The 24,003-nt window shown below is 65.9% G+C and carries 17 protein-coding genes; 10 read left to right on the forward strand and 7 right to left on the reverse strand.

Annotated elements, in window-relative coordinates:
* The first annotated feature begins 66 nt into the window (after positions 1–66).
* The 5 genes from plsX to BSF38_RS13380 all read left to right on the forward strand — a co-directional run bounded on the left by plsX (position 67) and on the right by BSF38_RS13380 (position 5,695).
* Positions 67–1,137 (forward strand): phosphate acyltransferase PlsX, encoded by a 1,071-nt coding sequence (plsX, locus tag BSF38_RS13360; protein WP_076346348.1) that lies wholly within the window; start codon positions 67–69, stop codon positions 1,135–1,137.
* Between the two features lie 22 nt (positions 1,138–1,159).
* Positions 1,160–2,071, forward strand: a complete 912-nt coding sequence (fabD, locus tag BSF38_RS13365) for an ACP S-malonyltransferase (RefSeq protein ID WP_076346350.1) — start codon at positions 1,160–1,162, stop codon at positions 2,069–2,071.
* 126 nt (positions 2,072–2,197) lie between these two features.
* On the forward strand, positions 2,198–4,123 hold the full coding sequence (gene asnB, locus BSF38_RS13370) for an asparagine synthase (glutamine-hydrolyzing) (protein WP_076346352.1): 1,926 nt from the start codon (positions 2,198–2,200) through the stop codon (positions 4,121–4,123).
* A 70-nt stretch (positions 4,124–4,193) separates the two neighbouring features.
* On the forward strand, positions 4,194–5,066 hold the full coding sequence (locus BSF38_RS13375) for a DUF3472 domain-containing protein (RefSeq protein ID WP_076346354.1): 873 nt from the start codon (positions 4,194–4,196) through the stop codon (positions 5,064–5,066).
* A gap of 149 nt (positions 5,067–5,215) precedes the next feature.
* On the forward strand, positions 5,216–5,695 hold the full coding sequence (locus BSF38_RS13380; protein ID WP_076346356.1) for a hypothetical protein: 480 nt from the start codon (positions 5,216–5,218) through the stop codon (positions 5,693–5,695).
* Positions 5,696–5,716: 21 nt separating this feature from the next.
* Here BSF38_RS13380 and BSF38_RS13385 read toward each other — a convergent pair whose 3' ends face one another.
* The 3 genes from BSF38_RS13385 to BSF38_RS13395 form a co-directional block, all read right to left on the reverse strand.
* On the reverse strand, positions 5,717–7,471 hold the full coding sequence (locus BSF38_RS13385) for a sensor histidine kinase (protein WP_168189371.1): 1,755 nt from the start codon (positions 7,469–7,471) through the stop codon (positions 5,717–5,719).
* Between the two features lie 934 nt (positions 7,472–8,405).
* Positions 8,406–9,167 carry a hypothetical protein gene (locus BSF38_RS13390; RefSeq protein ID WP_076346360.1) on the reverse strand — a complete coding sequence of 254 codons (762 nt, stop codon included), beginning with the start codon at positions 9,165–9,167 and terminating at the stop codon, positions 8,406–8,408.
* Between the two features lie 13 nt (positions 9,168–9,180).
* Positions 9,181–10,053, reverse strand: coding sequence for a transposase (locus tag BSF38_RS13395; RefSeq protein WP_210405717.1), 873 nt, complete (start codon positions 10,051–10,053; stop codon positions 9,181–9,183).
* A 936-nt stretch (positions 10,054–10,989) separates the two neighbouring features.
* Between BSF38_RS13395 and BSF38_RS13400 the strand changes: the two genes are divergently transcribed.
* The 4 genes from BSF38_RS13400 (at position 10,990) to fabF (ending at position 15,281) form a co-directional block, all read left to right on the forward strand.
* Positions 10,990–12,138: an IS110 family RNA-guided transposase gene (locus tag BSF38_RS13400; RefSeq protein ID WP_076343043.1), complete on the forward strand. Its 1,149-nt coding sequence runs from the start codon at positions 10,990–10,992 to the stop codon at positions 12,136–12,138.
* 271 nt (positions 12,139–12,409) lie between these two features.
* The gene (fabG, locus tag BSF38_RS13405) at positions 12,410–13,189 is read left to right on the forward strand and encodes a 3-oxoacyl-[acyl-carrier-protein] reductase (RefSeq protein WP_083712920.1); all 780 of its coding nucleotides are present in this window, start codon (positions 12,410–12,412) and stop codon (positions 13,187–13,189) included.
* A 497-nt stretch (positions 13,190–13,686) separates the two neighbouring features.
* Complete coding sequence (gene acpP / locus BSF38_RS13410) at positions 13,687–13,929, forward strand: acyl carrier protein (protein WP_076346364.1); 243 nt, start codon at positions 13,687–13,689, stop codon at positions 13,927–13,929.
* A gap of 92 nt (positions 13,930–14,021) precedes the next feature.
* Positions 14,022–15,281, forward strand: a complete 1,260-nt coding sequence (gene fabF, locus BSF38_RS13415) for a beta-ketoacyl-ACP synthase II (protein WP_076346366.1) — start codon at positions 14,022–14,024, stop codon at positions 15,279–15,281.
* Positions 15,282–15,360: 79 nt separating this feature from the next.
* Here the strand turns inward: fabF and BSF38_RS13420 are convergent, their stop codons facing one another.
* The 4 genes from BSF38_RS13420 to BSF38_RS13440 all read right to left on the reverse strand — a co-directional run bounded on the left by BSF38_RS13420 (position 15,361) and on the right by BSF38_RS13440 (position 21,058).
* Positions 15,361–15,735 carry a hypothetical protein gene (locus tag BSF38_RS13420; protein ID WP_145952116.1) on the reverse strand — a complete coding sequence of 125 codons (375 nt, stop codon included), beginning with the start codon at positions 15,733–15,735 and terminating at the stop codon, positions 15,361–15,363.
* Between the two features lie 329 nt (positions 15,736–16,064).
* A complete protein-coding gene (locus BSF38_RS32040; RefSeq protein WP_237170869.1) occupies positions 16,065–18,977 on the reverse strand; it encodes an MMPL family transporter in 2,913 nt (970 codons plus the stop codon).
* Between the two features lie 214 nt (positions 18,978–19,191).
* A complete protein-coding gene (locus BSF38_RS13435) occupies positions 19,192–20,490 on the reverse strand; it encodes a M48 family metallopeptidase (protein WP_076346370.1) in 1,299 nt (432 codons plus the stop codon).
* Positions 20,491–20,536: 46 nt separating this feature from the next.
* On the reverse strand, positions 20,537–21,058 hold the full coding sequence (locus BSF38_RS13440; protein WP_076346372.1) for a hypothetical protein: 522 nt from the start codon (positions 21,056–21,058) through the stop codon (positions 20,537–20,539).
* Between the two features lie 198 nt (positions 21,059–21,256).
* On the opposite strand from BSF38_RS13440, the gene BSF38_RS13445 reads away from it, so the two are divergent.
* The gene (locus BSF38_RS13445) at positions 21,257–23,839 is read left to right on the forward strand and encodes a sigma-70 family RNA polymerase sigma factor (RefSeq protein ID WP_083712921.1); all 2,583 of its coding nucleotides are present in this window, start codon (positions 21,257–21,259) and stop codon (positions 23,837–23,839) included.
* Positions 23,840–24,003: the final 164 nt, after the last annotated feature.

Consider the following 24,003-nt stretch of genomic DNA (forward strand, 5'->3'; position numbering starts at 1 on the left):
GGCATCCCGTCCTCATTTCCAAGGACGAGGGTCGGACGACGTGCTGGAAACACCGGGAGATCGACGATGCGGATAGCGCTGGATGCGATGGGCGGCGACTTTGCCCCCGGCCCGATCGTCGCGGGCGCGGTGGAAGCGGTGCGCGATCAGGACGACCTCGTCGTCGTCCTCGTCGGCGATCAGGAACGGATCGAGGCCGAGCTGGCCAAGGCGCCCGGAGCCCCTCGCGACCGCCTGCCGATCGTCCACGCCAGCCAGGCGATCGGCATGGATGAGAAGCCCGTCGACGCGCTCCGCAAGAAGCGCGACAACTCGATCTCCAAGAGCTGGGGCCTGATGGCCGCCGGCGACGTCAAGGCGATCGTCTCGGCCGGCAACACCGGCGCGATGGTGGCCTCGGCGCTGTTCGCCGGCGCCCACGCCAAGATGTTCCTCCCCGGCGTCCGCCGCCCCGGCATCGCGGCGATCTTCCCGTCGCACCAGGGCCCGATCGTCATCATCGACGTCGGCGCCAACATGAACGCCAAGGCCGAAGACCTCTACCAGTACGGCATCATGGGCTCGATCTACGCCCAGGAAATCCTCGGCGTCACCTCGCCCCGCATCGGCCTCTTGAACGTCGGCTCCGAGGACGACAAAGGGAACGACCTCACCCGCGCCACCCGCGCCCTGTTCCAGGAAAGCCCTTGGGCCGCCCGGTTCGTCGGCAACATCGAAGGCCGCGACATCTACGAAGGCCACGTCCGGGTCATCATCTGCGACGGCTTCGTGGGCAACGTCCTGCTCAAGGCCGGCGAGGGCGCCGTCGAGTTCCTGTTCGCCACGCTCCGCGAGGAACTCGCCCGGCTGCTGCCCAACCTTCCCGTCGACGCCGGGCAGAAGATCGCCGGCAGCCTCAAGAACCTCAAGAGCCGGTTCGAATACGAGGAGTTCGGCGGCGCGCCGCTCCTGGGCATCCGCGGCGCCTGCATCATCTGCCACGGCTCGTCCGGCAACCGCGCGATCAAGAACGCGCTGCGGGTCGCCTACGCCATGGCCGAAGACCGCATCAACGCCCAGATCATCGAACAGCTCGGTGCCAAACTCGAAGCCTCCGAGCCGACCGCCGAGGCCGAGGGCGACGGCCCGAAGTCCTGATCCGAATTCAAGGAAAGTCGTCATGTCCAAGATCGCGTTTCTCTTCCCCGGCCAGGGCGCGCAGGCGGTCGGCATGTGCCGCGAGCTGGAAGCCGAGCTGCCGGCCGTGAAAGCCCTGTTCGACCGGGCCAACGCCGTGCTCGGCTTCGACCTGCGGGCGATCTGCTTCGACGGCCCGCCTGAAGCCCTTGAAGCGACCGACGTCAGCCAGCCGGCGATCTTCGTGGCCAGCCTCGCCGCTCTTGAGAGCCTCAAGGCGACCAACCCCGACGTCGTCCGCGACTGCCAGGGGGCCGCGGGGCTGAGCCTGGGCGAGTACACGGCCCTCGTGTTCGCCGGCGCGCTCGACTTCGAGTCGGGCCTGGAAGTCGTCCGCCGCCGCGGCCAGGCGATGCAGGCCGCCGCGCTGGCCTCTCCCAGCGGGATGATGAGCGCGCTCGGCCTCGACGAAGCCAAGGCCGACGAGCTTTGCCAGCGGGTCGCCCCCCACGGCCGGCTCTGGAAGGCCAACATGCTCGGCCCCGGCAACATCGTCGTCTCGGGCGACGCCTCGGCCCTCGAACACGTCGAGCCGATCGCCCTGGAACTCGGCGCCATGAAGTGCATCCGCCTGGCCGTCGCCGGCGCGTTCCACACCCCGCTGATGAATCCGGCCGACGAACAGCTCGCCGAGGTCCTCGCCCGCGTCGACGTCCGCGCCCCCCGCATCCCCGTCTACTCCAACGTCGACGCCTCCCCTCACGCCGACCCCGCCGAGATTCGCAAGATCCTCGTCTCCCAGGTCCTCCAGAGCGTCCGCTGGGACGAATCGATGCGCAAGATGCTCGCCGACGGCTTCGACACGTTCTACGAAATCGGCCCCGGCCGCGTCCTCACCGGACTCCTCAAGCGGATCGACCGCAAAACCCCCTGCACGAACGTCCCGGCGCGGTGAGGTTCGGATCACTTCGAACCGTTCGAGCCGCCTTTCCTTCCCTGGTCCCCTTCGCTTTCCTGTATACTCGTGAAAGGAAGACCGCCGAGCGAGCAAGCTGAGACCGGGCCGCGAAGGAGACTCGGTATGTGCGGGATCATCGGGATGTACTCGATGCGCGAGCCGATTTCGGCCGCCCCCTTGGAGCGGTCGACGTCGAGGCTCGCCCACCGCGGGCCGGACGGACGGCGGACGTGGATCTCCGAGGATCGACGGGTTGCGTTGGGTCACGCCCGTCTCAGCATCATCGACCTCGCCACCGGCGATCAGCCGATCGCCAGCGAGGACGAGAGTCTGCGGATCGTCGTCAACGGCGAGTTCTACGACTTCGAACGCACGCGGAGCGACCTGGAGAGCCGAGGTCACCGCCTCCGCACCCACTCCGACAGCGAGATCGCCTTGCACCTCTACGAGGACCTCGGCACGGCCTGCCTCCAACAGTTGCGCGGCGAGTTCGCCTACATCCTGTGGGACGGCCCCAACGACACGCTCTTCGCCGCCCGCGATCGCCTCGGCATCAAGCCCCTCTACTACGCGCTGCACCAAGGCACGTTGTACCTGGCCTCCGAGATCAAAGCGTTGCTCGCGGCCGGCGTCCCCGGACGCTGGGACCACGCCGCGTTCTTCCAGGCCAACCACTTCCTGGCGACTCCCCAGGACCGCACGCTCTTCGAGGGAATCGACCAGGTCCCCCCCGGTTGCTTCCTGCTCGCCTCGGGCGGCCGCATCCGGCTGATCCGGTACTGGGACTTCGATTACCCCGCGGCCGACGACTCCCGACCCGTCGAGCCCGACGCCGAGTACGCCGAGCGGTTTCGGCACGCCCTGGACGAGGCGGTCCGCCTCCGCCTACGAGCCGACGTGCCGGTCGGCTGCTATCTCAGCGGTGGGATCGACTCCTGCGCCGTGCTGGGACTGGCGGCGACCCACCGCGCCGACCCGATCCGGGCCTTCACGCTGACCTTCGACCGGGCCGACTACGACGAAGGAGCCCTCGCCCGCGAGATGGCGGCGCACGCCGGGGCCGAGTTTCATCCGATTCCGATCCGGCAGTCCGACCTCGCCGACCATTTCATCGATGCGATCTGGCAGGCCGAGACGCTCTGCTTCAACGCGCACGGGGTGGCGAAATACCTGCTCAGCCGCGCCGTCCGCGACGCGGGCTACAAGGTGGTGCTGACCGGAGAGGGCTCCGATGAGATCCTGGCCGGATACCCACCCTTCCGGCGGGACATGCTGCTCTACAACGCGCGAGGGCAAGACGAGGAAGAGGTCCGGCGGCTTCTGGATGAGTTGCAGTCGAGCAACCCGATCTCCCGCGGCTTGCTGCTGCCCGAGGGCGCGGCCCTTCCCCTCACGAGCGTGCGCCGCGCGTTGGGGTTCGTGCCGTCGTGGCTGGAGGCCTACGCGACGGCGGCCTTCCGGCTGCGTTCCCTGTTCGCGCCGGACTTCGCGGCCGAGTTCGCCAGGCGCGACCCCTATCGCGTCCTCCTGAACGGCCTGGACGCGCCGGGCCAGCTCACCGGCCGCGAACCGGTGGATCAGTCGTTGTACCTGTGGTCCAAGGTGATGCTGCCGAGCTACGTCCTGACCGTGCTGGGCGACCGCATGGAGATGGCGCACTCGGTGGAGGGCCGACTGCCGTTTCTGGACCACCACGTCGTCGAGCTGGCCCGGGGCTTGCCGATCTCGCAGAAGATCCGTGGGATCACCGAGAAATACGTGCTGCGCGAGGCGGCCCGCCCGGTGCTGACGGCGACCGTCCACGGCCGGCACAAACACCCGTTCCTCGCCCCGCCCGCCGCCCTGTCGCCTGGCGAGCGACTGCACGAACTGATGCAGGAGACGCTGCGCGGCCCGGCCCTGGCATCCCTGCCGTTCTACGACCAGTCGAAGGTCGTCGCGCTTCTGGACGGCCTGCCCGCGTTAAGCGACGACGCCCGCACCGCCTTCGACCCCGTCCTGATGATCCTCCTGAGCGCCTGCGGCCTGCACGAGAGGTACAACCTCTGATCGGCCGTCGAAGAGGGTCGCATGTCTCGGTTCCTGACCTCTTTTTTGCTTTCTTGGGGAGTTTTGGTTGATGTCTCGACCCTGCCGTGGCGTTCGCGCCGTGCTCGGCCTCGTGATTCTGTCGGTCGTCGGTTCCTCAGCGACGGCCGACGAACGGCTCAAGGACGTCGCCTGCCGCTCGGTGCACCTGGGATACCCTGGCGCCGAGGGGACGGCCTTTTATAACGAAGTGACGATCCGGAAGTCGGCCGTCGGGTCGTACTTCATGGTCTGCGGCTGGAACAAGGGGTATTTCGGGCTTCAGGAACTGGCGAACGGCCGGAAGCTGCTGATCTTCTCCGTCTGGGATTCCAACCAGGACGATCCCAAGGACGTGAAGGCGGAGCTTCGCACCAAGCTTCTCTACAAGGATGAACACGTCCGCACGGGTCGGTTCGGCGGCGAGGGAACCGGAGGGCAGTCGTTCTTCGACTACGATTGGAAGCTCGACGAGACCTACCGGCTGATGGTCACGTCCAAGATCAGCGGCGATCGCACCGAGTACACCGGCTGGTTCTTCGTCCCCGAGACGAAGGGCTGGAAGCGCCTGGTGACGTTTTCGACGGTGACCGGCGGCAAAAATCCCGGCGGCTATTACGCATTCATCGAGGACTTCAAGCGCGACCGCGTTTCCACGACGCACGCTCGTCAGGCCGATTTCGCGAATGCGTGGATCAGGCCGATCGAGGGTGAACCGGTCCCGCTACTCAAGGCCCGGTTCACTGCCGACGCCAACCCGGTCATGAACATCAACGCCTTCGCCGAGGGGGGTCGCTTCACGCTGGTCACCGGCGGAGAGACCAAGAACACCGGCGCGAAGCTCCACGACGTGATGACCTTGCCCGAGACCAAGAAGCCGACGCCCCCCGAGGGGCTCTCGCTAGGTCTCGTGGGCAAGAACTAGCGAGGCGAAAGAGGCCGACGGTTTCTGACCCGTTGCGCCTCCCGAAAGAAATGCTGTCACACCCGACGCGATAAGGATGGGGTCGAGGGCGCAGCGTCCTCAGCGGCGGCCTTCGCGTCCGGTTTCCCGCATTTCTGGAGGTTCCGACCATGCCGAGCATGTTGAACTCCCTCGCCCAGGGCCTGAAGAACTACAAGTCGATCGCGGAGTACCAGCTCCACAACAACACCGTCGGCCAGAGCTACGACATGGCGAAGGCCCGCGGGCTCAACCGCGCCACGGCGGTGGCCGGGGCGATCGGCGCGGGGGCGGCCACGTTCCTCGCGCCGCCGGTGGTCATCGGCGCGCAGGCGGTCAAGGACTATCGCCAGAAGCAGAACGCCGAGATGCAGAGGGACAAACTCACCGCGATGATCAACTGCCTCAGAGCCCGCGGCATCTCGCAATATGGCGCGGTCGAGATGGGGAACCAGATCATCATGAACCACTCGGCCGGCTACTATATCAGCGACGCCGATTTCAAGATGTGGATGGTCGTCGCCAGCACCCTCGACCCGACCCTGGCGAGGTTCACCTCTCGGATGATCGCCCGGCTCGAATCGGCGAAGCCCGAACTCAACCTGGCCTGAGCCGCGCCGCTCAACGACGGTTCACACCATTCGAGACATGGGTTCTTGCGCCTCGCTGGGGCCATCTTGGTGAAAAACGGCCTCGCAGTGTGGGGTGAAGGGCAGGCGTACGCGGAACCGCGTGCCCTTGCCGGGGGACGACTCGAAATCGATCGTCCCGCCATGGTCCTTTATGATCCCGTAGCTGATCGCGAGCCCGAGCCCTGTTCCCTCGCCGACCGGCTTGGTGGTGAAGAATGGGTCGAAGAGCCTGTCACGGATCGCGTCGGCGATCCCACACCCGTTGTCAGAGACGCCGATCTCGATCCCGTCATGGATCGGGCACGTCTCGACGACGACCCTGCCGCCAGGCTGACAGGCGTCGATCGCGTTGGAGACCAGGCTTTGAACCACCAGATTGATCTTTGCCGGGAAGCATGTCGTTCTCGGGATCGCGAGGAGGTTCGTCTCCAGGGTGACCCGTCGGTCGTTGGCGAGATTTTGCATCAGGCGAACCGTCGCGCTGATTCCGGAGTTCAGGTCGGCTTCCTTGAAATCGGCCTCCTCGAGATGCGCGAAGTCGCGTAGGTCCGCGACGATCTTCTGAATCCGGAGCAGACCGACTCGGGACCGCTCCAGCAGGCCGTCGAGGTTCTCGAGCACGTACGTCAGGTCGACCTCCTCGGCGAGGTCGGAGATCTTCGTGTAGAGGGCGGCCTGGTATTCCGCCGAGGTTTGCTCGGCCTGCTGGTAGAGCAGGATGATGTCGTGCAGCCCGTGAACCTCGCGCTTGAGGACGACGAGGTTGTTCGTGACGAACGCCAGAGGATTGTTGATCTCGTGCGCGACCCCGGCGGCGGTCTGGCCCAGGCTGGCCAACTTCGCCTGCTGAAGCATCCGGGATTGCGCCTGCTTCAGTTCGAGGTGGGCTCTCTGGAGCGACTCGTGGGCGAGCTGCGTGTCACGGAGCGCCTTGGCGAGGTCGGCGTTGGCCCGGCTCAGCTCGCGTGTCCGCTCATCAACCTTGGCCTCCAGCAGGTCGTGGGCCTGCTGGAGTTCCAGTTCGGCGCCCTCGATCCGCCCGCCGACGCGGCCCGCGATGCGCTCGCAGATCGCTGCGAACAAGGCGATCGCAACGGCGGCCAGCGCGGCCGACGAGAGCGCGGCCGAAGACGCCCCCACGGTCGTCGTCACCAGGTGGGTGATCCAGGCCACGACGCCGACGGTCCCCATCACCAGCGGGAGGAAGGTACGGAGCAGTCGAGCCCGGATCGACGGCCCGGACAACCGCAACAGCGGGAACGCCGTCGGCCCGGCGGCCGCCGCGATGCCCACGCCCAGGCCGACGAAACACAAGGCCGTGTTCAAAGCCATCGGGATCGATTCGGTGCCGTAGAGCAACGGGGAGTTCGGGCTGAATATGTAGCCAAAGACGAAGATCAGACCCGTCATCGCCGCAGCCACGCCACACGCGCCGGCCATGTGCCCCAATAACACCCGCCGCCTGGGCCAGGCGAGAATCAAGACCGCCGCGCTCGCCACGACGAACGCGGACGCGGTGGCGAGCGACATCTTCCCCAACGGGGCAAGCCCGAACCGTTCCCCGGGGACGGGGATGAACCAATGGTCCACGGCCAATCCGTCGCCGCTGGCGTACTCGCCCAGCCTGAGGACTCCGATCATGCCGACCAGGACGGCCCCCAGAGCGGCGAATCGACGCCCCCATCGTCCCCCGCTGACGACCGCGACCAAGCCCGAGCCAAGCACGATGAACGCCAGGGCGGTGTTGGGCGCCATCGGAATATAGTTCGCTCGGAGGCCGAGAAGGACGGGATCTCCCGTCGCCCAGCCCGCGAGAACCGCGACCCCGCCCATCATGACAAGCGTCCCGGATGCCTGGACCACGCGCTGGCAAGAGGGGCGCAATCGGCGCGTTCGTTCCACCGGATTTCTCCGAGCCTAAGTCCGGCGACCCACGTGGCGCGGCTTCCCGCCTCGCCCCAGGCTTCTCCCCCTCTGAATTCTAACGCGGATGACTCACGCAGCACCAACCCGAAAGGCCTCTCGCCGCGCCTAACGTGTTGATACACGGCACGTTATCCGCCGCCCCGGAAGCCCCTTCATGAGTTTACAGGATGTTCCGCTCTTGTCATTCGATTTCTTGACCGCTCGGTCGGTGGAAATCGAGGTCGCGTCCGCTCCGAATCGTTCGTACCGTGGATGAGAAGGAGGGATTATCCACAAATACGGTACCTGATCCCTTTTCTGCTTTTTTCTGTGCGTGGATTTGGAGGACTGTCAGGTGGATATTGAAGCGTCAGATTTCACATGGCGGACTCGCCATGGGTGATCAAGAGAAGGTCATTATTTGCATGTGGCTGGCAGGAGGCACCGCCACAATCGCCCTAATCCTCCCGTTTCTACGCGTAGGCCCAATATCAATATTCATAATCGGAATCCTTTTGGCATTCTATATGATCCTAAATGGAATCTTGTTGCTTCTTCGCAAGCGCTAATCGCTCGGAAGAGAAAAGGGGTCAGGTACTTTCTTTCGGCTTGCAGGATGTACCGCTCTTGTCATTCGATTTCTTGGCCGCTCGGCCGGTGGAAATCGAGGTCGCGTCCGCTCTGACCCGTCTGCACGGTGGATATGAGGGGAGGGGGGTGGTGTGACATCCACATGCAAGTAGATGACCTCTTTTCATTCTCGGGAGGAAGAAAACTACCTCGGTCACTTGTAGTTGTTTTCCACGACCGTCGCCAGAAGGAAATCGACCTTCAGGAGCGCCCGGAGCGCTACCGTGTCGTCGTCGAACGTGCGGTCAATAACGCCGACATAACAAGGCGTCGTTGCGTCATAATCAAACCAGGTAGAGCCGCTGAACTGGTAAGTCGAGAGACCCCCGTGCCTGCCCCAGATCCCAGGCAATTCTTTAATGCCCAAATATGTATAGCTGTTATCTACGTTTGGGAATCCGCTGGTGTTTTGATACAGGGCGATCCGAGCGCGGCCCGTTAGAGCGCCGGTCATATTGACATTCCAATGCTCGCCGTTCAAGAACAGGTCAAATTGTGACATATGCATACTATGCTTGTTCCCAATGGCAGGGATCCTGTCTCCTATCGGAATCCCTTCATCGCGGGGGCAGTCCAGAATCTTCTTTACCGTACAGACGTACATTGCCCGAATTACGTTGTCATCCGGCGTAGAATCCCAGATCACCAACCGCATCCCGGAAGTCGCGTCGACGTTGAACCAGTTGATCCCCATCACCATCATTAGGCCGAATCCGCCCCCGTTGAGAAGCGGCAGAACGGAGCCGAAATCTTTCAGGTACATGTAACTTTCGTAGACATTATATACTAAATCGCCATCGGCGTCGTGCAGGGCGATATAAGCATTCGCCCCAACAATACCGTCGATGGCGATGTTGAAGTGGCCGTACTGCACCGTAACGTCAAAGCGGTTGATCCCCTGGACGAACGACGACATACATCACCGTGTGTTATTGGGTTACGGGTCGGGTTAGGTAGCCACCAGGCCAGTTCCGGCCACGCCTGGGCGAAATGCTACCAGCCCACACCGCGCGTGTCACGCGAAAAGTGCGTTGGAATTTTCCACCAAAGACAGCAAATGGGTCAAAATGCCGAAGAGGGGCCACAAAGACAGAAAAGGGGTCAAAGGCAAAAGGGGTCAGGCACCGTTTCTCGGCTTCCTGGGGCGTCCCAGGGGCTTGAGGGTCGAGTCCAGGCCGAGGCGGGTTGAACGCTTCACGCCAAGGCTCCGATCCGAACGGCCGGCCGCGACGGATGCAGTGTTGCAGGGTGTCTTCTTCCTGGGGCGTCATCGCCGCGCAGACGCGGTCCAACCAATCCGGTGGACGAGGAACCGGCCACGGGCTCAGGGGTGGTTCCGGCCCGCTTCGGACGTCGGCGGAGAACCGGGCCAAACTGCCCCACGGCCAGTGCTCGGCTCGCGGAACGAGGCCGGCGCGAAGGGCGTTGCGTTCGACGTAACGGCAGGCTGCCAAGAAGTACTCGTCGCTTTGCACCGGAAACGATTTGAATCGACCCTGGTACAGATGGCCGGCACCGGTCGATCGTCGATGGGCGTGCCATCGCTGCGTGTGGGTCAGTGTCAGCCAGCGCATGAAACTCGACAGATCGCCGTCGGCGCGCGGCCAGAGCAGCAGATGAAAGTGATTGGGCATCAGGCAATAAGCCAGAAGCCTCATCTCCCGCACAACGACGGCCTGTTCCAAGATGCGGAGAAACGCTTCGTAATCGCCGTCGTCGTCGAAAATACGCATGCGAGCGTTGGCGCGATTCAGCGCGTGATAAACGATCCCGCCTTCCGCCGCCTGAAGTGGTCGTCCCATGACCCCAGCTTACAACGCCAACTCCTCCCTCACAACGAATCGGCGGCGGCCCACTTCGCGTAGTCAGGCCCCAATAATACTCCCCATGACCGGCGGACGCCTCCGAGATTTCTCCACCCGGACCAAGCCCCTCGCGCTTGAAACGCGACGACAGGGAGTAAACTATCCTTATGGGGAACGGGGCTCACCTCGCGCTCTTCGTCAATCCGGTGGGGAGGACGGGGATTCGCAGGGACGAGACCGACTCCGGGGCGGATCACACTCCATCGGCGGCGACGAGATCTCGCCGATCGAATCGTCATGCCCCAGTTCGGGCCCCCCGACCTCATGAAGAGGAGCTCTGGGTCGTACCGTGAGGGGCTTCTCGCATGGAGTCACGACCGGATCCGGTAGGGGTGCCCCTTGTGGGTGCCCGGTTCGGCTTACGCTCGGCGATCGGGCACCCACAAGGGGTGCCCCTACGGCAAACCACAGACCGGAATTATCAAAGCAGCAGCCCGAGCCGGGCGGAACCGAGGCAGAACCTCCCTGGTCGCCAGCGACGATCGGTCGAGGAACCCCAGAACGCGTCATGCTTTTTTAGACAAACAAACCCAATCGGCCCAGCGGGCTTGCAGCTCGGCTCGGCCCGGCGCCAGCGATCGATGGGGGAGCGAAGGAACGGTCATGAGCCTTTGGCTCAACCCGTCCCATGAAAATGGGGTCGGGTTGGGTTATGCTGCGGATGTCCGGCCCTGGGCGAGAGGCCGTCATTGGCTTTGGTGTCGCGAACCCGCGAAGGAACTTGGTCCCGGCCTCGGCTCGACTTCACGTCGAACCCCGTCCTGTCGCCCCCCGGAAGCGGGGGAGCACGTAGAAGAAACTGCTTTACGCCCCGAGGTCGTCCCACCGGCTCGGACTGCTTCGTTTCCGACCACTCGAGTTGGAGGGGACGTCATGGACATCGTTCACGATCGCTGCGCCGGGCTCGACGTCCACAAGAAGACCGTCGTCGCCTGCGTCCGCCACATCAACCCCGACGGCTCGGTCGCCTCGGTGGTCCACACCTTCGGCACGATGACCGCCGACCTGCTGGCCCTGGCCGACTGGCTCGACGCCCACGGCGTCCGCGAGGTCGCCATGGAGAGCACGGGCGTCTACTGGAAGCCGATCTTCCACATCCTGGAAGGGCGATTCGACGTGATGCTGGTCAACGCCGGGCGGCTCAAGCAGGTCCCCGGCCGCAAGACCGACGTCAAGGACGCCGAGTGGATCGCCCAGTTGCTCCAGCACGGCCTGCTGTCGCCCAGCTTCATCCCCAAGCCGGAGATCCGCGAGCTTCGCGACCTGACCCGGCAGCGCACCGAGTTGGTCCGCGACCGCGCCGCGGTGGCCAATCGCCTCCAGAAGACGCTGGAGGACGCCAACGTCAAGCTGGGGTCGGTGGCCAGCGACGTCCTGGGGGCCTCGGGGCGCGCCATGATCCGGGCGATCATCGACGGCCAGGACGACCCGGAGAAGCTGGCCGATCTGGCCAAGCAGCGGCTCCGGGGCAAGATCCCCGAGCTGAGGCGGGCGCTGTTGGGCCGGGTCACCGACCACCACCGCTTCGTGCTCCGGCTGCTGACGGATCAGATCGACGCGTTGGAACGCCTGATCGAGCGGCTGGACGAGCGGATCGACGAGGCCATGAGGCCGTTCGACGAGGCGGCGGGCCGGCTCCAGGGGATCCCCGGAGTGGGGGATCGGGCGGCGGAGGTGATCGTGGGGGAGATCGGGCCGGACGTGGAGTCGTTCCCGACCGCGGGCCACCTCTGCTCCTGGGCGGGGCTGTGCCCGGGCAACGACCAAAGCGCCGGCAAACGCCGCAGCGGCAAGACGACCAAGGGGAGTCCGTGGCTGCGTTCGCTCCTGGTGCAGTCGGCGTGGTCGGCCAGCCACGCCAAGAACACCGCCTTCAGCATCTGCTACCGTCGATGGGTCCCACGACTCGGGAAAAAGAAGGCTCTGATCGCCGTGGCGCACAAGATCCTGGTGGTGATCTGGCACCTGCTCAAGAACGGGGCCGACTACCGCGAACGCCAACTACCAGCCCCTGCAGCCTGACACATGGCCCGGAAGATTTTCAGAAGAAGCCAATTTCGGGGAGGCCGGGAAAGGTCGAAGGGGAGGGGGGCGGCAATCGTTCGGGCGCGATGGTTTTGGGGTTGATGGCGGGGTTCGGGCGGGATTATAACCGGAACGAATCTCCAGAGGGTCGGGCGACGAATCGACTGACTTGCAAGGGAGCGGGAGAGCGACAGCGGCGGTCGGCGGGGTCCGACATCGCACCAGCCTCTCGGCTCACAGACACTTTCTCCAGCAGGACGTGCGCAACATGGCTGAAGGAGCCGGTTTACCTCAAGCGGGCTGTCGGGTGGACCTGAGCGGTCAAACGGCTCTGGTGACGGGGGCCTCGCGGGGCATCGGTCGCGCGATCGCGGTCCGGCTGGCGGCGTGCGGGGCGCGGGTCGCCGGGGTCGCTCGCACGCTGGAGGGGCTCGAGGCGACGCTCAAGGAGATCCGCGACGCGGGGGGCGAGGCCGAGGGTTTCGCCGCCGACGTCGCCTCGTCCGAGGACGTCAAGCGAGTCGTCGACGAGGTCGAGGCGAAATACCAGAAGATTCATGTCCTTGTCAACAATGCGGGCGTCACTCGCGACGGCCTGGTCCTGCGGATGGAGGACGACGCCTGGGATCAGGTGATCGACACCAACCTCAAGGGCACGTTCCTGTTCTGCAGGTCGGTCGGCGCGGTCATGATGCGGGGACGGTACGGGCGGATCGTGAATATCAGCAGCGTGTCGGGGCTGATGGGCAACCCGGGCCAGGCGAACTATTCGGCCAGCAAGGCGGGGGTGATCGGGTTCAGCAAGACGATCGCCCGCGAGCTGGCTTCGCGGGGGATCACGGTCAACGTGGTCGCCCCGGGGTTCATCACGACCGACATGACCGACGTCCTGCCCGAGAAGATCAAGACCGAGGTGAAAGAGCGGATTCCCGTGCGACGGCTGGGAGCCCCGGAAGACATCGCCGACCTGGTCTGCTACCTGAGCAGCCCGGGCGCCAGCTATGTGACCGGCCAGGTGATCGCCGTCGACGGCGGCATGACGGCCTGACAAGGCTGGGGTCGGTCGGAGACGGAATCGCGAGGTCCGGCTTTCGCTCCAGATTTTCCGTCCAACTGCCGATGCGATGGGGACGACGGGCGCGGCGAGCCGTTGAGATCGCAGGAATTTTATGGATCGCCCGATCCTTGACGGTCGTCGGATGGACAATCTTTCCGCGTCATGCTATTTTGACTCAATTAATCAACGGAGCAGGGAAAGCGTCTGGGCCCCTATTGAATTCGGGGCTCGCCGTGAGCCCTTGCCCGACGGCGGCCCTGATTCGATGCGACGCGCATCGCCGAGGGCTTCCGACCGCCTTGAGGAGAGCGCGGACCGACGGCCGAGAGCCGTTTCCCGCCTCGACGTCTCTCCGAGAGGTGCCCTGAGCCGATTTTCGAGAAAGCCAGAGCCCTGGCCGTCGAGCGGCCCGCGTCCGGTAGACGCGGGCGACCGGCGGTCGTGACGACGGAATACCAGAGCTAATACGTAGACCAGGAGGTTCGCCCGTGTCCGTGGAAGAGCGCGTAATCGAAATCGTCAGCGAGCAGATGGGTGTCTCCAAGGACCAGGTCAGCCGGGAGACGTCCTTCGTCAACGACCTCGGGGCCGATTCGCTCGACACCGTCGAGCTGGTCATGGAGTTCGAGGAAGAGTTCGACATCACCATCCCCGACGAGGAGGCCGAGAAGATTCAGAGCGTGGGCCAGGCCATCGACTACATCGAACAGCACGGTCACAGCGCCAAGTGACCTGACCCCGTCGGCGCCGGCCCGCCGGCCGCCGCCGAATCGCGCCTGAGTCGTTCCCACAGCCACAGGATCATTCCCGAGACGAGATGAATATGGGAGAGCCGCGACGCGTCGTCATCACCGGCATGGGGCTGGTCACGTCGCTGGGTGAGAACCTGAACCCGTTCTGGGAGGCGCTGTGCGCCGGCCGGAGCGGGGTAGGGCCGCTGACCCTGTTCGACACGACCGAGTTCAAGGTGCATTTCGGCGGCCAGGTGCGCGATTGGGACCCCGTGGCGCGGTTCGGGGTCAAGGAGGCGCGACACCTCGACCGGTTCGCGCAGTTCGCGCTCGTGGCTTCCGAGCACGCGGTGGTCGATTCGGGCATCGACTTCTCGAAACTGCCCCCCGAGCAGTGCGGAGTCATGATCGGGTCGGGGATCGGCGGGCTCAACGAGTTCGAGGCCCAGCACTCGATCATGATGCAGAAGGGGCCGTCGCGGATCAGTCCGTTCACGATCCCCAAGCTGATGGTCAACGCGGGCAGCGGGCAGGTGTCGATCCGGTGGGGGCTTCGCGGCCCGTGCTCGGCGATCGCCACGGCCTGCGCCTCGGCGACCAACGCCATCGGCGACGCCATGAAGCTGATCCAGTGTGGCGACGCCGACGTCATGATCACCGGCGGCAGCGAGACGGCCATCACCCACATGGGGCTGGGGGGCTTCGCGGCCCTCCGCGCGCTGTCGCTGCGCAACAACGACCCCGAGCGCGCCAGCCGGCCGTTCGATCGCGACCGCGACGGCTTCGTCCTATCCGAAGGCGCCGGGATCTTGATCGTCGAGGCCGAGGAGATCGCCCGAGCCCGCGGCGCCCGGATCTACGCCGAACTGCTCGGCTACGGCTTCGCGGGCGACGGCTACCACATCACCGCCCCCGACGAGCAAGGGCGAGGCGCGGCCCGCGCCATGAAGCGGTGCCTGACCGACGCCCGGGCCCCCGTCGACGCCGTCGACTACATCAACGCCCACGGCACCAGCACGCCGCTGGGCGACCTCGCCGAGACGATCGCTATGAAGACGGTCTTCGGCCCGCACGCCTCGCGGCTCCAGATTTCCAGCACCAAGAGCCAGCTCGGCCACCTGCTGGGCGCCTCGGGAGGCGTCGAGCTGATCGCCTCCACCCTGGCCATCCACACCGGCGTCCTGCCGCCGACGATCAACCTCGACGAGCCCAGCGAAGGCTGCGACCTCGACTACATCCCCAACGTCGCCCGCGAGGCGCGGGTCGACCGCGTCATGTCCAACAGCTTCGGCTTCGGCGGACACAACGCCAGCCTGCTGATCGGCCGCTACACTCCGTCCGGCCGCCCCTGAGATCGGCGGCCGTGGACGAGAACGGCTCTGAACGACGAAGCCCAGTCAAATCGAGCCGGGCTGGAGTCGGCGTCGGCGGTCACTTCAGGTCGAAGTCGAAGCCCAGGATGCTGCCGTCGGGGGTAACCTCGACGAAGATCTCGCTCTCCCGGTTGAAACGAGCCGGGATGGACTCCTGGAGCTTGGCCGCCGCGCTCCCGCCTTCCCGAGCCGCCCGGATCTGCTCATCCACGCCGATACTGCTGATGTGCACCTGATACCTGCCCGCGATCAGTCCGTCCTCCTGGGAAATCACGTACTCGCCGTTCGTGACGAACGCCCCGGAGCCCCTCGACATCGAGCCGGACGCCGGCATGAAGCGGACCGTCCCCTTGACCAGCGGGCGGCCCGCAACCTGAATGTTGCCGGCCACCGCATGGGCGGTCTCGTCGCCGGGCCCGTTGTAGTCGAACACGAGATATCCAAATCCGAGAGACGTCATCAAACCAAGAAGGCGAAGAAAGAGGGTGGCGGTCATCAGGGCTCCAATCGCTGCCGCCGGTCGGGGCTGGAGTCGGGCGACTCGCGGGGCCGGCGAGGATCGCGTCAAGGCTTGAATCGGCCGCTCTGGACGCACGATGGTCCACGTGGGCTCAATCCAGTATAGGTGGGGAAAATCTGCGGGGTGTCAGCTTCTAGGAGGTGAGGCAGGGATGCCACACCATCGCTGCATTATAGGTATAACCGGGCCCAATTTCCAGCCCAAACCAGCGCAAGGCTGCAACCAATCGTGAAACGAGGGGCTCAGTCCGGGACGGTCGTCAGGCGGAGTTGCTCGGAGGGGACGTTGTAACGCGGGGCCAGGACCTCGCGAGAACGGCGGAGCAACCAGTGGCCGCAGGGGACGAGCAAGGGGCGGACCAGGACGGCGTCGACGGCGATGCCGACTACCAGGGCGAAGCCGAGCTGGCGGAGCGAGCCCAGCGGGCTGAACAGGAACGACGCGAAGCTGCACGCTGTGATCGCCGCGGCCGACGAGATCAGTCCGCCGGTCTGGCCGATCGCCCGGATGATGCCGCCGCGGAACCCGTGCCGGGCCGTCTCCTCGTGCAGCCGGCTCATCAAGAACACGTTGTAATCCACCCCCACGGCGACCAGCAGGACGAACAGGAAGTACGGGACCTTCCAGTCCAGTCCCTCGGCCCCCAGCAGGCTCACGAAGACCAGGTGGGTGGCCCCCAGGGCGAACGCATAAGTGAGCACCATGGTCGCGACCAGGTTGAAGCAGGCCCAGGGATCGCGGAGGGCGATCATCAGGACGAGGAAGACGCCGATCGGGACGACGAACCAGCTCTGGACCTGGTCGGTGTGGGTCAGCGCGCGGACGTCGGCCGATTCGGCGTTGGCGCCGGCGACCGAGGCGGTGACGTTGATCCCCTCGTACTCGCCGAGGTAGTCGTCGAGCCGCCTTCGAAGCGTCTCGACCTGGTCCATGGCCCCGTTCGAGAAGACCCGGTCGGTGAGCGTCACGTCGATCCGGGCGTGGCGGCCGTCGGGGGTGATGTAGGCGGCGAAGCTCTTGAGCAGCTCCGGGTTCTCCTTCACGGTCTCGGGCGTGATCAGGAGGCGGTTGAGCGCGCGACGGCCCAGCGGGTCGCTCAGAATCCCACTGACCTCGCGATGAGCCCGTTCGGCCCCCAGGGCGATCTTGCCGGCGCCCTCGGCGGCCCGGGTCAGCTCGCTGAGCAGGGTCTCCCCCGGTTTGGGAGGTTGGGGCGGGGGCGGGGTCGTCGTCGAAGCGGCGGGGGGCTTGGCGGGCGCGCCGCCGACGAGCCTCACCGCGGCGTCGAACAGCCCCGAGGTCTTCGGCGCCCGCTGCCTGGCGCCCTGGGCGGCTCCTTCCAGGATGAGCTGATTGAAGCCGGACCGCAGGCTGGCGACGTTCCAGGTGGCGGGGACGCCCTGGCTCCAGAGGACGGCGTCGGCCGCCGTCTTGAGCCCTTCCGACAGGACGTCGTCGGCCGACGCGGGAGTCGCCGAGGGAGGGGGGGGCGCCGGGGGCGTCGAGGGGGGCTTCTCCGACACCTGGGGCGTGTTCCCCGCCGCGACCCCGCCGGTGATGTTCAGCCCGGTCTTCCGCTCCAGCCAGAGCGCTGCGCGAAGTTTGGCCGCGCCTTCGTTGAGCCCTTTCTGAAGCTGCGTCCCACCGTCGGCGAGCTGCTGGAAGCCCTGATCGACCTCTCCCAGCCGCGAGGCCAGGCGCGCCCGGTTGAGCGGTTCGGGGCTGCCGAGCGGTTGCGTCGCCGAGCGGACCTCCTGGTGCCGACGCTGGTGCGACAGCAGCCGGCTGACGTCGTCGATCAGCGCCAGGCCTTCCGAGCTGGTCAGGTCGACGTGGTCCGATTCGAGCACGATCGTCAGCGGGGCCGTCATACCGGGATCGAACTTCGAGAGCACCAGGCTCAGGCTCTGCGCGGAGCTGGAGTCGGGGGGCATCTCGGAGAGCAGGTCCATCACGAAATGCGTCCGCAGACCGACGACGACCAGGGGGATCATCGCGGCCATGGTGAGGGCCCAGCTTCGCAGCGGGCGGGCCATGACCGTTCGTCCCACCGCCTCCCAGTAGCCGTTCGACGCCGCGGTGAAGCCCTCGAAGCAACGCGGGCGGAACCGGGCCAGAAGCACGAGCAGGGCGGGGGTCAGGGTCAGCGTGGCGACCAGGGTGATCGCCAGCCCGAGCGCCACGCTCGGCCCGGTCGTCGCGAACAGCGTGAACTTGGTCGTGCCCATCAGCATGAGGCCGATGATGATCGTCCCGGCGCTTGTGACCAGCGGCGTGAACGACCGCGACAGCGTCATCCGCATCACCCCGGCCGGATTGCGGGGGTTGAAGTGCTCGCCGAACCTCCACGACAGGAACAGGCAGAAATCGGTCCCCGTTCCGAACAGGATGGCGACCAGGAACAGCTCGACCAGCGACGAGATCCGCCAGCCTCCCAGGGTCAACCAGGCGAGCACCCCTCGGGCGATCACCAGGCTGACGCCGATCGTCGTCAGCGGCACCAGGGCCAGCCAGAACGACCGATACACGACCAGGAGGACGATCAGCAAGAGGACGACCGTGGCCACCGCGGCGCGGTCGAGCGAGACCTGCACCTGGTGCATGTAGTCGCGGCCGATCACCGCATCACCGGTCCAGAGGACTTGCAAGCCCGCCGCCTCGGGAGCCTCTTTCACGGCCGACTCGGCCTGCTCCTGGAGCCAGCCGATTGCCTCGTGGGCCGAGGGCGCGACGTTCGCCGCGTCGAGCGGCACGATCACCATGCTGACGGCGCCGTCGGCGCTGACCAGACGCTTGGCGATCTCGGGCTGCGACGTGGGGCCGAGCACGCGGAGCACGACGGCGGGGCGACCGGGCACCTCGAACCGTCGCGCCAGGTCGGTCGCGAACCGGCGGTCGGCCTCGGTCAGGCCGGCGGGACGGTAGAGCGCGGCCACCGCCGTCGACTCGTACGCCTGGTCGGGCCAGCACTCCTTCACCAGCTCGGCCGCCCGGCGGCTCTCGGCCTCGCGGCCCAGCAGCTTCGACTGCCCCTCGGCCGCCAGCTTGGTCAGATTCGGCGACCCCACCCCCACGACGACCGCCAGCGTCAGCCAGGCCGCGACGATCCACGCCGGCCAGCGACTCGAAAGCGTCCCTATCATTTCCAGTGGCATCGATGCCGTCTCCTGGGAACCTCGTCCCGCAGCGCTCTCCGTTCAGCCTGGAAACAGCGTGCCGCAGTCACTCGGATCCCACTCGACTTCGAGCAGACCCGTGAAAGAGGAGTGGGGCTGGTGGCTGAGTTTCGCACGTTTTTGATAGTTCAGTATAAGACTCCGCGTCCCCGCCAGCAACCAGAAAGCCGGCCCGGCGGTGGGTGGCGCGGGTTCAGTCGGCGCCTGGCGAAACGGCGGGAGCCGTCGCCGGGTGGTAGCTGTTGCAGAAGTCGATCCGCTCGCCGATGCTCGGGTGCGAGGCGCGGAAGACCCGGTAAACCCACCCTGGGCGCGGGTTGCCCAAGTTCTCGGTTTGCAGCTTCGCGAAGGCCGTCCCGCCCGAGTGGTTGGCGTGGGTCAATTCGATGGCGAAGCGGTCGGCCTCGTGCTCCTGATAGCGGCTGTACGCCATCGCCACGGGGCTCAGGAACAGGCTGGAAATCTGGAGCAGCAGGAGCATCAGCGGCACCGAGGCGACGTCCGAGAGCTGGTCGAAACCGAGCCGACCGCGGAACCGTTGGATCAGGCGGCCGGACGCCGCGTGCACGAAATACAGGCCGAGCAGGGTGACGACGAACGAGAGGAAGACCGAGCGGACGACGTGGCCCAGGACGTAGTGCCCCATCTCGTGGGCCATGACGAACAGGACTTCCTTCTCATTGAGCCGGGCGAGCAGGGTGTCCCAGAGGACGATCCGCTTGGTGCCGAGGAAGCCCGTGACGTAGGCGTTGACCGCCTTGGTGTCGACGCTCTTGGCGACCTCGAAGACCCGGCTCGAATCGATGCCGGCCTTCCCGGCGAGGTCGAGGATCGACCGTTCCAGCCCCTGGTTCCGCATCGGTCCGAAGTCGTTGTACAGCGGATCGATCCAGATCGGCTTGACCAGCATGACGAAGAGCAAGAACGGGACCGACGCCAGGCTCGTATACAGCCACCACCGCCTCGGGGACCGCTTCATCAGGAGGTACGGGACCCACAGCACCCCGAAGCCGACGGCCATGCTCAGGACGAGGTCGAGGACCGAATCCTTGAGCCACTTCCCCGGCGACTGATTCGACAGCCCGTACGCGTGCAGCCGGGCGAAGCCCTGGTAATAGTCGATCGGCAGCTCGATCAGAAAGACGACCGCCAGATACAAGACGATGTAGATCCCGACCGTCAAGAACCAGACGCGCCCTCCGACCCGGGCGGCCAGGTCGCGGAGCCGGGCCGAGAAGCCCGAAAAAACGAGCAACGCGGGGAGCACGATCCCCCAGACGCGATTAAACGCCCAGAGCGCCATCCCGCCGTTGTAAAACTCCATCGCCTTCGCGCTCGGCTGGGGAACCTCCACCGGCGCCCGCTCGTCGACGGCCGCCGCCGCCGGCTGCGCGGCATCGGGCTCGGCCTGCCCGCGAGCCGGGTTCGAGACGAGCAGGAAAGAACTCACGACGAGCACCGCCGCCAACCAGCCCGCAAGCCACTTCGCCATATCGTCCGCCTCGTCGAAGACGCCCTGGAGCCGCGCCGCCCGCGTCCTAATTCCACGTAATCGCGCGCGGCCACTTCGGGTCGTTGTACGCGATCGCGGTCAGGTGGGCGACGCCGTCGGTTATCAGATAGGTTTCATCCGTATACTGCCCGACCGCGCAGCAGCCGCCGCCGAGATCGGGGATGACCCTCACGCGGACGCAGAGGCCCTCCGCCGTGATCGCCAGGTCCCGAATTTCACCCGTCCAGCCCTGGATCGGGAGCTTGATCCAGGAGAAGTGCCGCGCCCGCTTCTCGGGGACGGATCGATCCGTCTCCGCCTGCCGGCCGATCAACTCGGCGGCCAGCTCCTGGATCACCCGATCGCCGCCGCCGGAGTCGTGGCGCGGGACGATCTTGAAGAGCGGGACGGCGGGAGGCTCCGTCTGCTGGGTGCCGGCGACCGGCGGCGCGTCGGCCGCGACTTGTGACTTGGGCTCGCCGGGCTGGTCCGCCGAGGAAGCCGAAACCGCGAACTGAACCACGAGAGCCGTCGAGAGCAGCGGCAACGCCTTCAGAATCCGATTCATCGTGCCTCCTCCTGATTGATCGACCTGGCTGACGGGCCTCAAGTTGACGAGCGCCGGTGATCCTGTCAAGCCGGACGGGACGCCTCCCGCGCCGACTGCTCCACGGAATTTCCCAAGAAAGGCGGACCATTCCCCGCGCTCGCCTGCATTATCCTCGTGTAAGGGGCGAGGCGTCGCGAAGGCGAGGGGGGCGGGACGATGGGAAGGGCGAGAGTTCAGCGCGACGTGGTCGTCCAGCAGGTCTGCACGCTGTTCACGCTGGGGACGATCGACGGGATGACCGACGGGCGGCTGCTCGAACGGTTCACGACGTTCGCCGACGAGTCGGCCGAGGCGGCGTTCTCGGCCCTGGTCGAGCGGCACGGGCCGATGGTCTTGCGCGTCTGCCGGTCGGTCCTGCGCGATCGGCACGACGCCGAGGACGCCTTCCAGGCCACGTTCCTGGTCATGGTCCGCCGCGCGCGGTCGCTCTGGGTGCGCGACTCACTGGGCCCATGGCTCTACCAGGTGGCCCACCGCACCGCCACGCGGGCCCGGACGGTCGAAACCCAGCGGCGGCGCCGAGAGCGCAAGGCGGCCTTCGGGCTCGTCGCGGAGGTCGAGGAGCGGCCCCCGGACGATCTCGACGAAGCGTTACATGAAGAGGTCGCCCGACTCCCCGAGCGGTATCGCGCGGCGGTCGTCCTCTGCCTGCTCGAAGGCCTGCCCCACGAGCAGGCGGCGCGTCGGCTGGGATGGCCGGTCGGGACCGTCCAGAGCCGCCTGGCCCGGGGCCGCGAGCGACTCAAGCGGAGCCTGACCCGGCGCGGCCTGGCCCCATCGGTCGCCATCGCCGCCGCATCGGCCCTGCCGCCGAAGCTCGCCGAAGCCACGTTGCAATCCGCCCTGCGGTACGCCGCGACCGGCTCGCAAGCCGCCGCGATCTCGTCGTCGATCCTCGTTCTGACCGAAGGAGTCCTCCGCATGATGACGCTGGCGAAACTCAAGACCGGCCTGCTCGCATTCGCGACCGTCGGCTGCCTCGGCCTCGCAACCGCCGTCGTCCCCCGTTCGATCGGGGCTCACGGGGAGGAACCGCCGCACTTCCAAAATCCGTCGGCCGTGAGGGAGAAAGCCAAGCCGCCGGAGCCCGAAGCCTCGGTCAAGGGGATTCCCACCCCGATCGATTCGACCGTCCTGATCCGGCTCGAGCACGAAGCGACGGTGGGCTACGTCCGAGGCACGATCATCCAGAGCACGCCGACGGAGGCCATTATCTTGACGAGCAGCCATGCTTTCCCCTCGGATGCCAGGCGCAAAGAGATCGAGTCGACATCGATCAAGGTCACCTATCGCGGGCGAACGAGAGACCTCGTAGGCGCCGGCCCCTCCGCCAGGCTGACAGCGACGGCCTACCCACTCGGGCAATCCGATGCTGAGTTGATCGACTGCGACACGGCGCGCGGCGTCGCGCTGGTCCGAATCCGTCCCGGAGAGGTGCTTCCCGTTTCGCCGATCGTGCCGCCGAGTTGGGAGCCCAAGTCCGGCACGAGAATGACCACGATCTGGGGTGATTCGGGAGAGTTTTCCGGAAAGTTCGCGGAGTGCTCCGTCCTCGGCATGACCAAAGGACTGCAGGGCAATTCCATCTACGAGGCGATCGAGTGCGACCTGGCGCCGATCCAGGGATGCTCTGGAGTCGGTTTGTTTACCAAGGGGCCGGACGGAAAAACGAATCTCCTGGGGGGCGTCTGCAATTTCGCTGAGCCAGGCAGAAAGCGTGGCCTCTACGCCTCTCCAAAGATGATCTATCCCATCCTCGACAAGAACGGCCTCTCGTCCTTGTATCAGGCCGAAACCCCGAACGCGAAACCCAGCGGCGAGCAGGCCCCCCTGACCGCGGAGGAGGAACCCAAACCGCCGGCCCCGGACGCCCCCGCCAGAGTGATTTCGTATCCAACCGAGTCGACCATTCAGATTCAGATCGAGGGTGAAAAGACAATCACGGCCTCGGGAACGGTCATTTCGAGTACTCCCAAAGAAACGATCATCCTGACGAGCGCTCGGATCTTCCCGCCCGGTGCCGCGAAGATTTCGGTCAACTTTACGGCGGCCATTAGGATGGACATTTCAAACTGGGTCTCCACCATCCAAACAGTCGGAGAGCTGATCGACAGCGATTTGACGCGCAACGTCGCGTTGGTCCGAATCGTTCCCGGCCGTGTGCTTCCAGCGTCGCCGATCGTGCCGAGAAACTGGAAGCCCAAGCCCGGCATGAACGTGGCCACGATGCGGGGCTTCGGGGGAAGTGTGAGCGGAATATTCGTGCAAGGCCCGATTCTCGGCCTGGTCAAAGGGGAGAGCGACAATGCCGGCTACGAGGCGATCGAATGCAACCTGCTCCCAAAGCAGGCGTCGGTGGGGAGCGGGCTGTTCACGCAAGAGCCTCTCGACAACACCTACTTCCTGGCCGGCGTCTGCAATTTCACCGACCCGCAGAAGAACACCGGCCTCTACGCCTCACCGGAGATGATCTACCACATCCTCAATAAGAACGGCCTCTCGTCCTTGTACCAGACCGAAGACCCGAACCTGAACTCCGCCCCCGAGCCCGGCTTCCCGCTCCAGCGAATTGGGCCGAACGCCGGGGCGCCCACATCGGAGCAGCCCTCCGCGCAGGAGTCGGCCGCTCCGGTCTCGGGGTCTGCCGGCGCGGACCGTGTGCGCAAGGTCGAACAGCGCGTCGATGCGATCGACGGCAAGCTCGACGAGATTATCCGGCTGCTCAAGAAGCCCCATTGAGGTCGGAACGCCCGGCGAGGCTTTGCGATCGGCTCCGGTCGTCTGGAACATCCACTCGCTGGCGCTTCGAGCTTGTATCAGGGCTTTCGACTCGAAATACAAGCTCGAAGCGCCAGCGAGTGGATTGGCTTTGCGAGCCTCTTCCGCGACTCAACCGCCGGGGC

Source organism: Paludisphaera borealis, assembly GCF_001956985.1.
In the GTDB taxonomy this organism is placed as follows: domain Bacteria; phylum Planctomycetota; class Planctomycetia; order Isosphaerales; family Isosphaeraceae; genus Paludisphaera; species Paludisphaera borealis.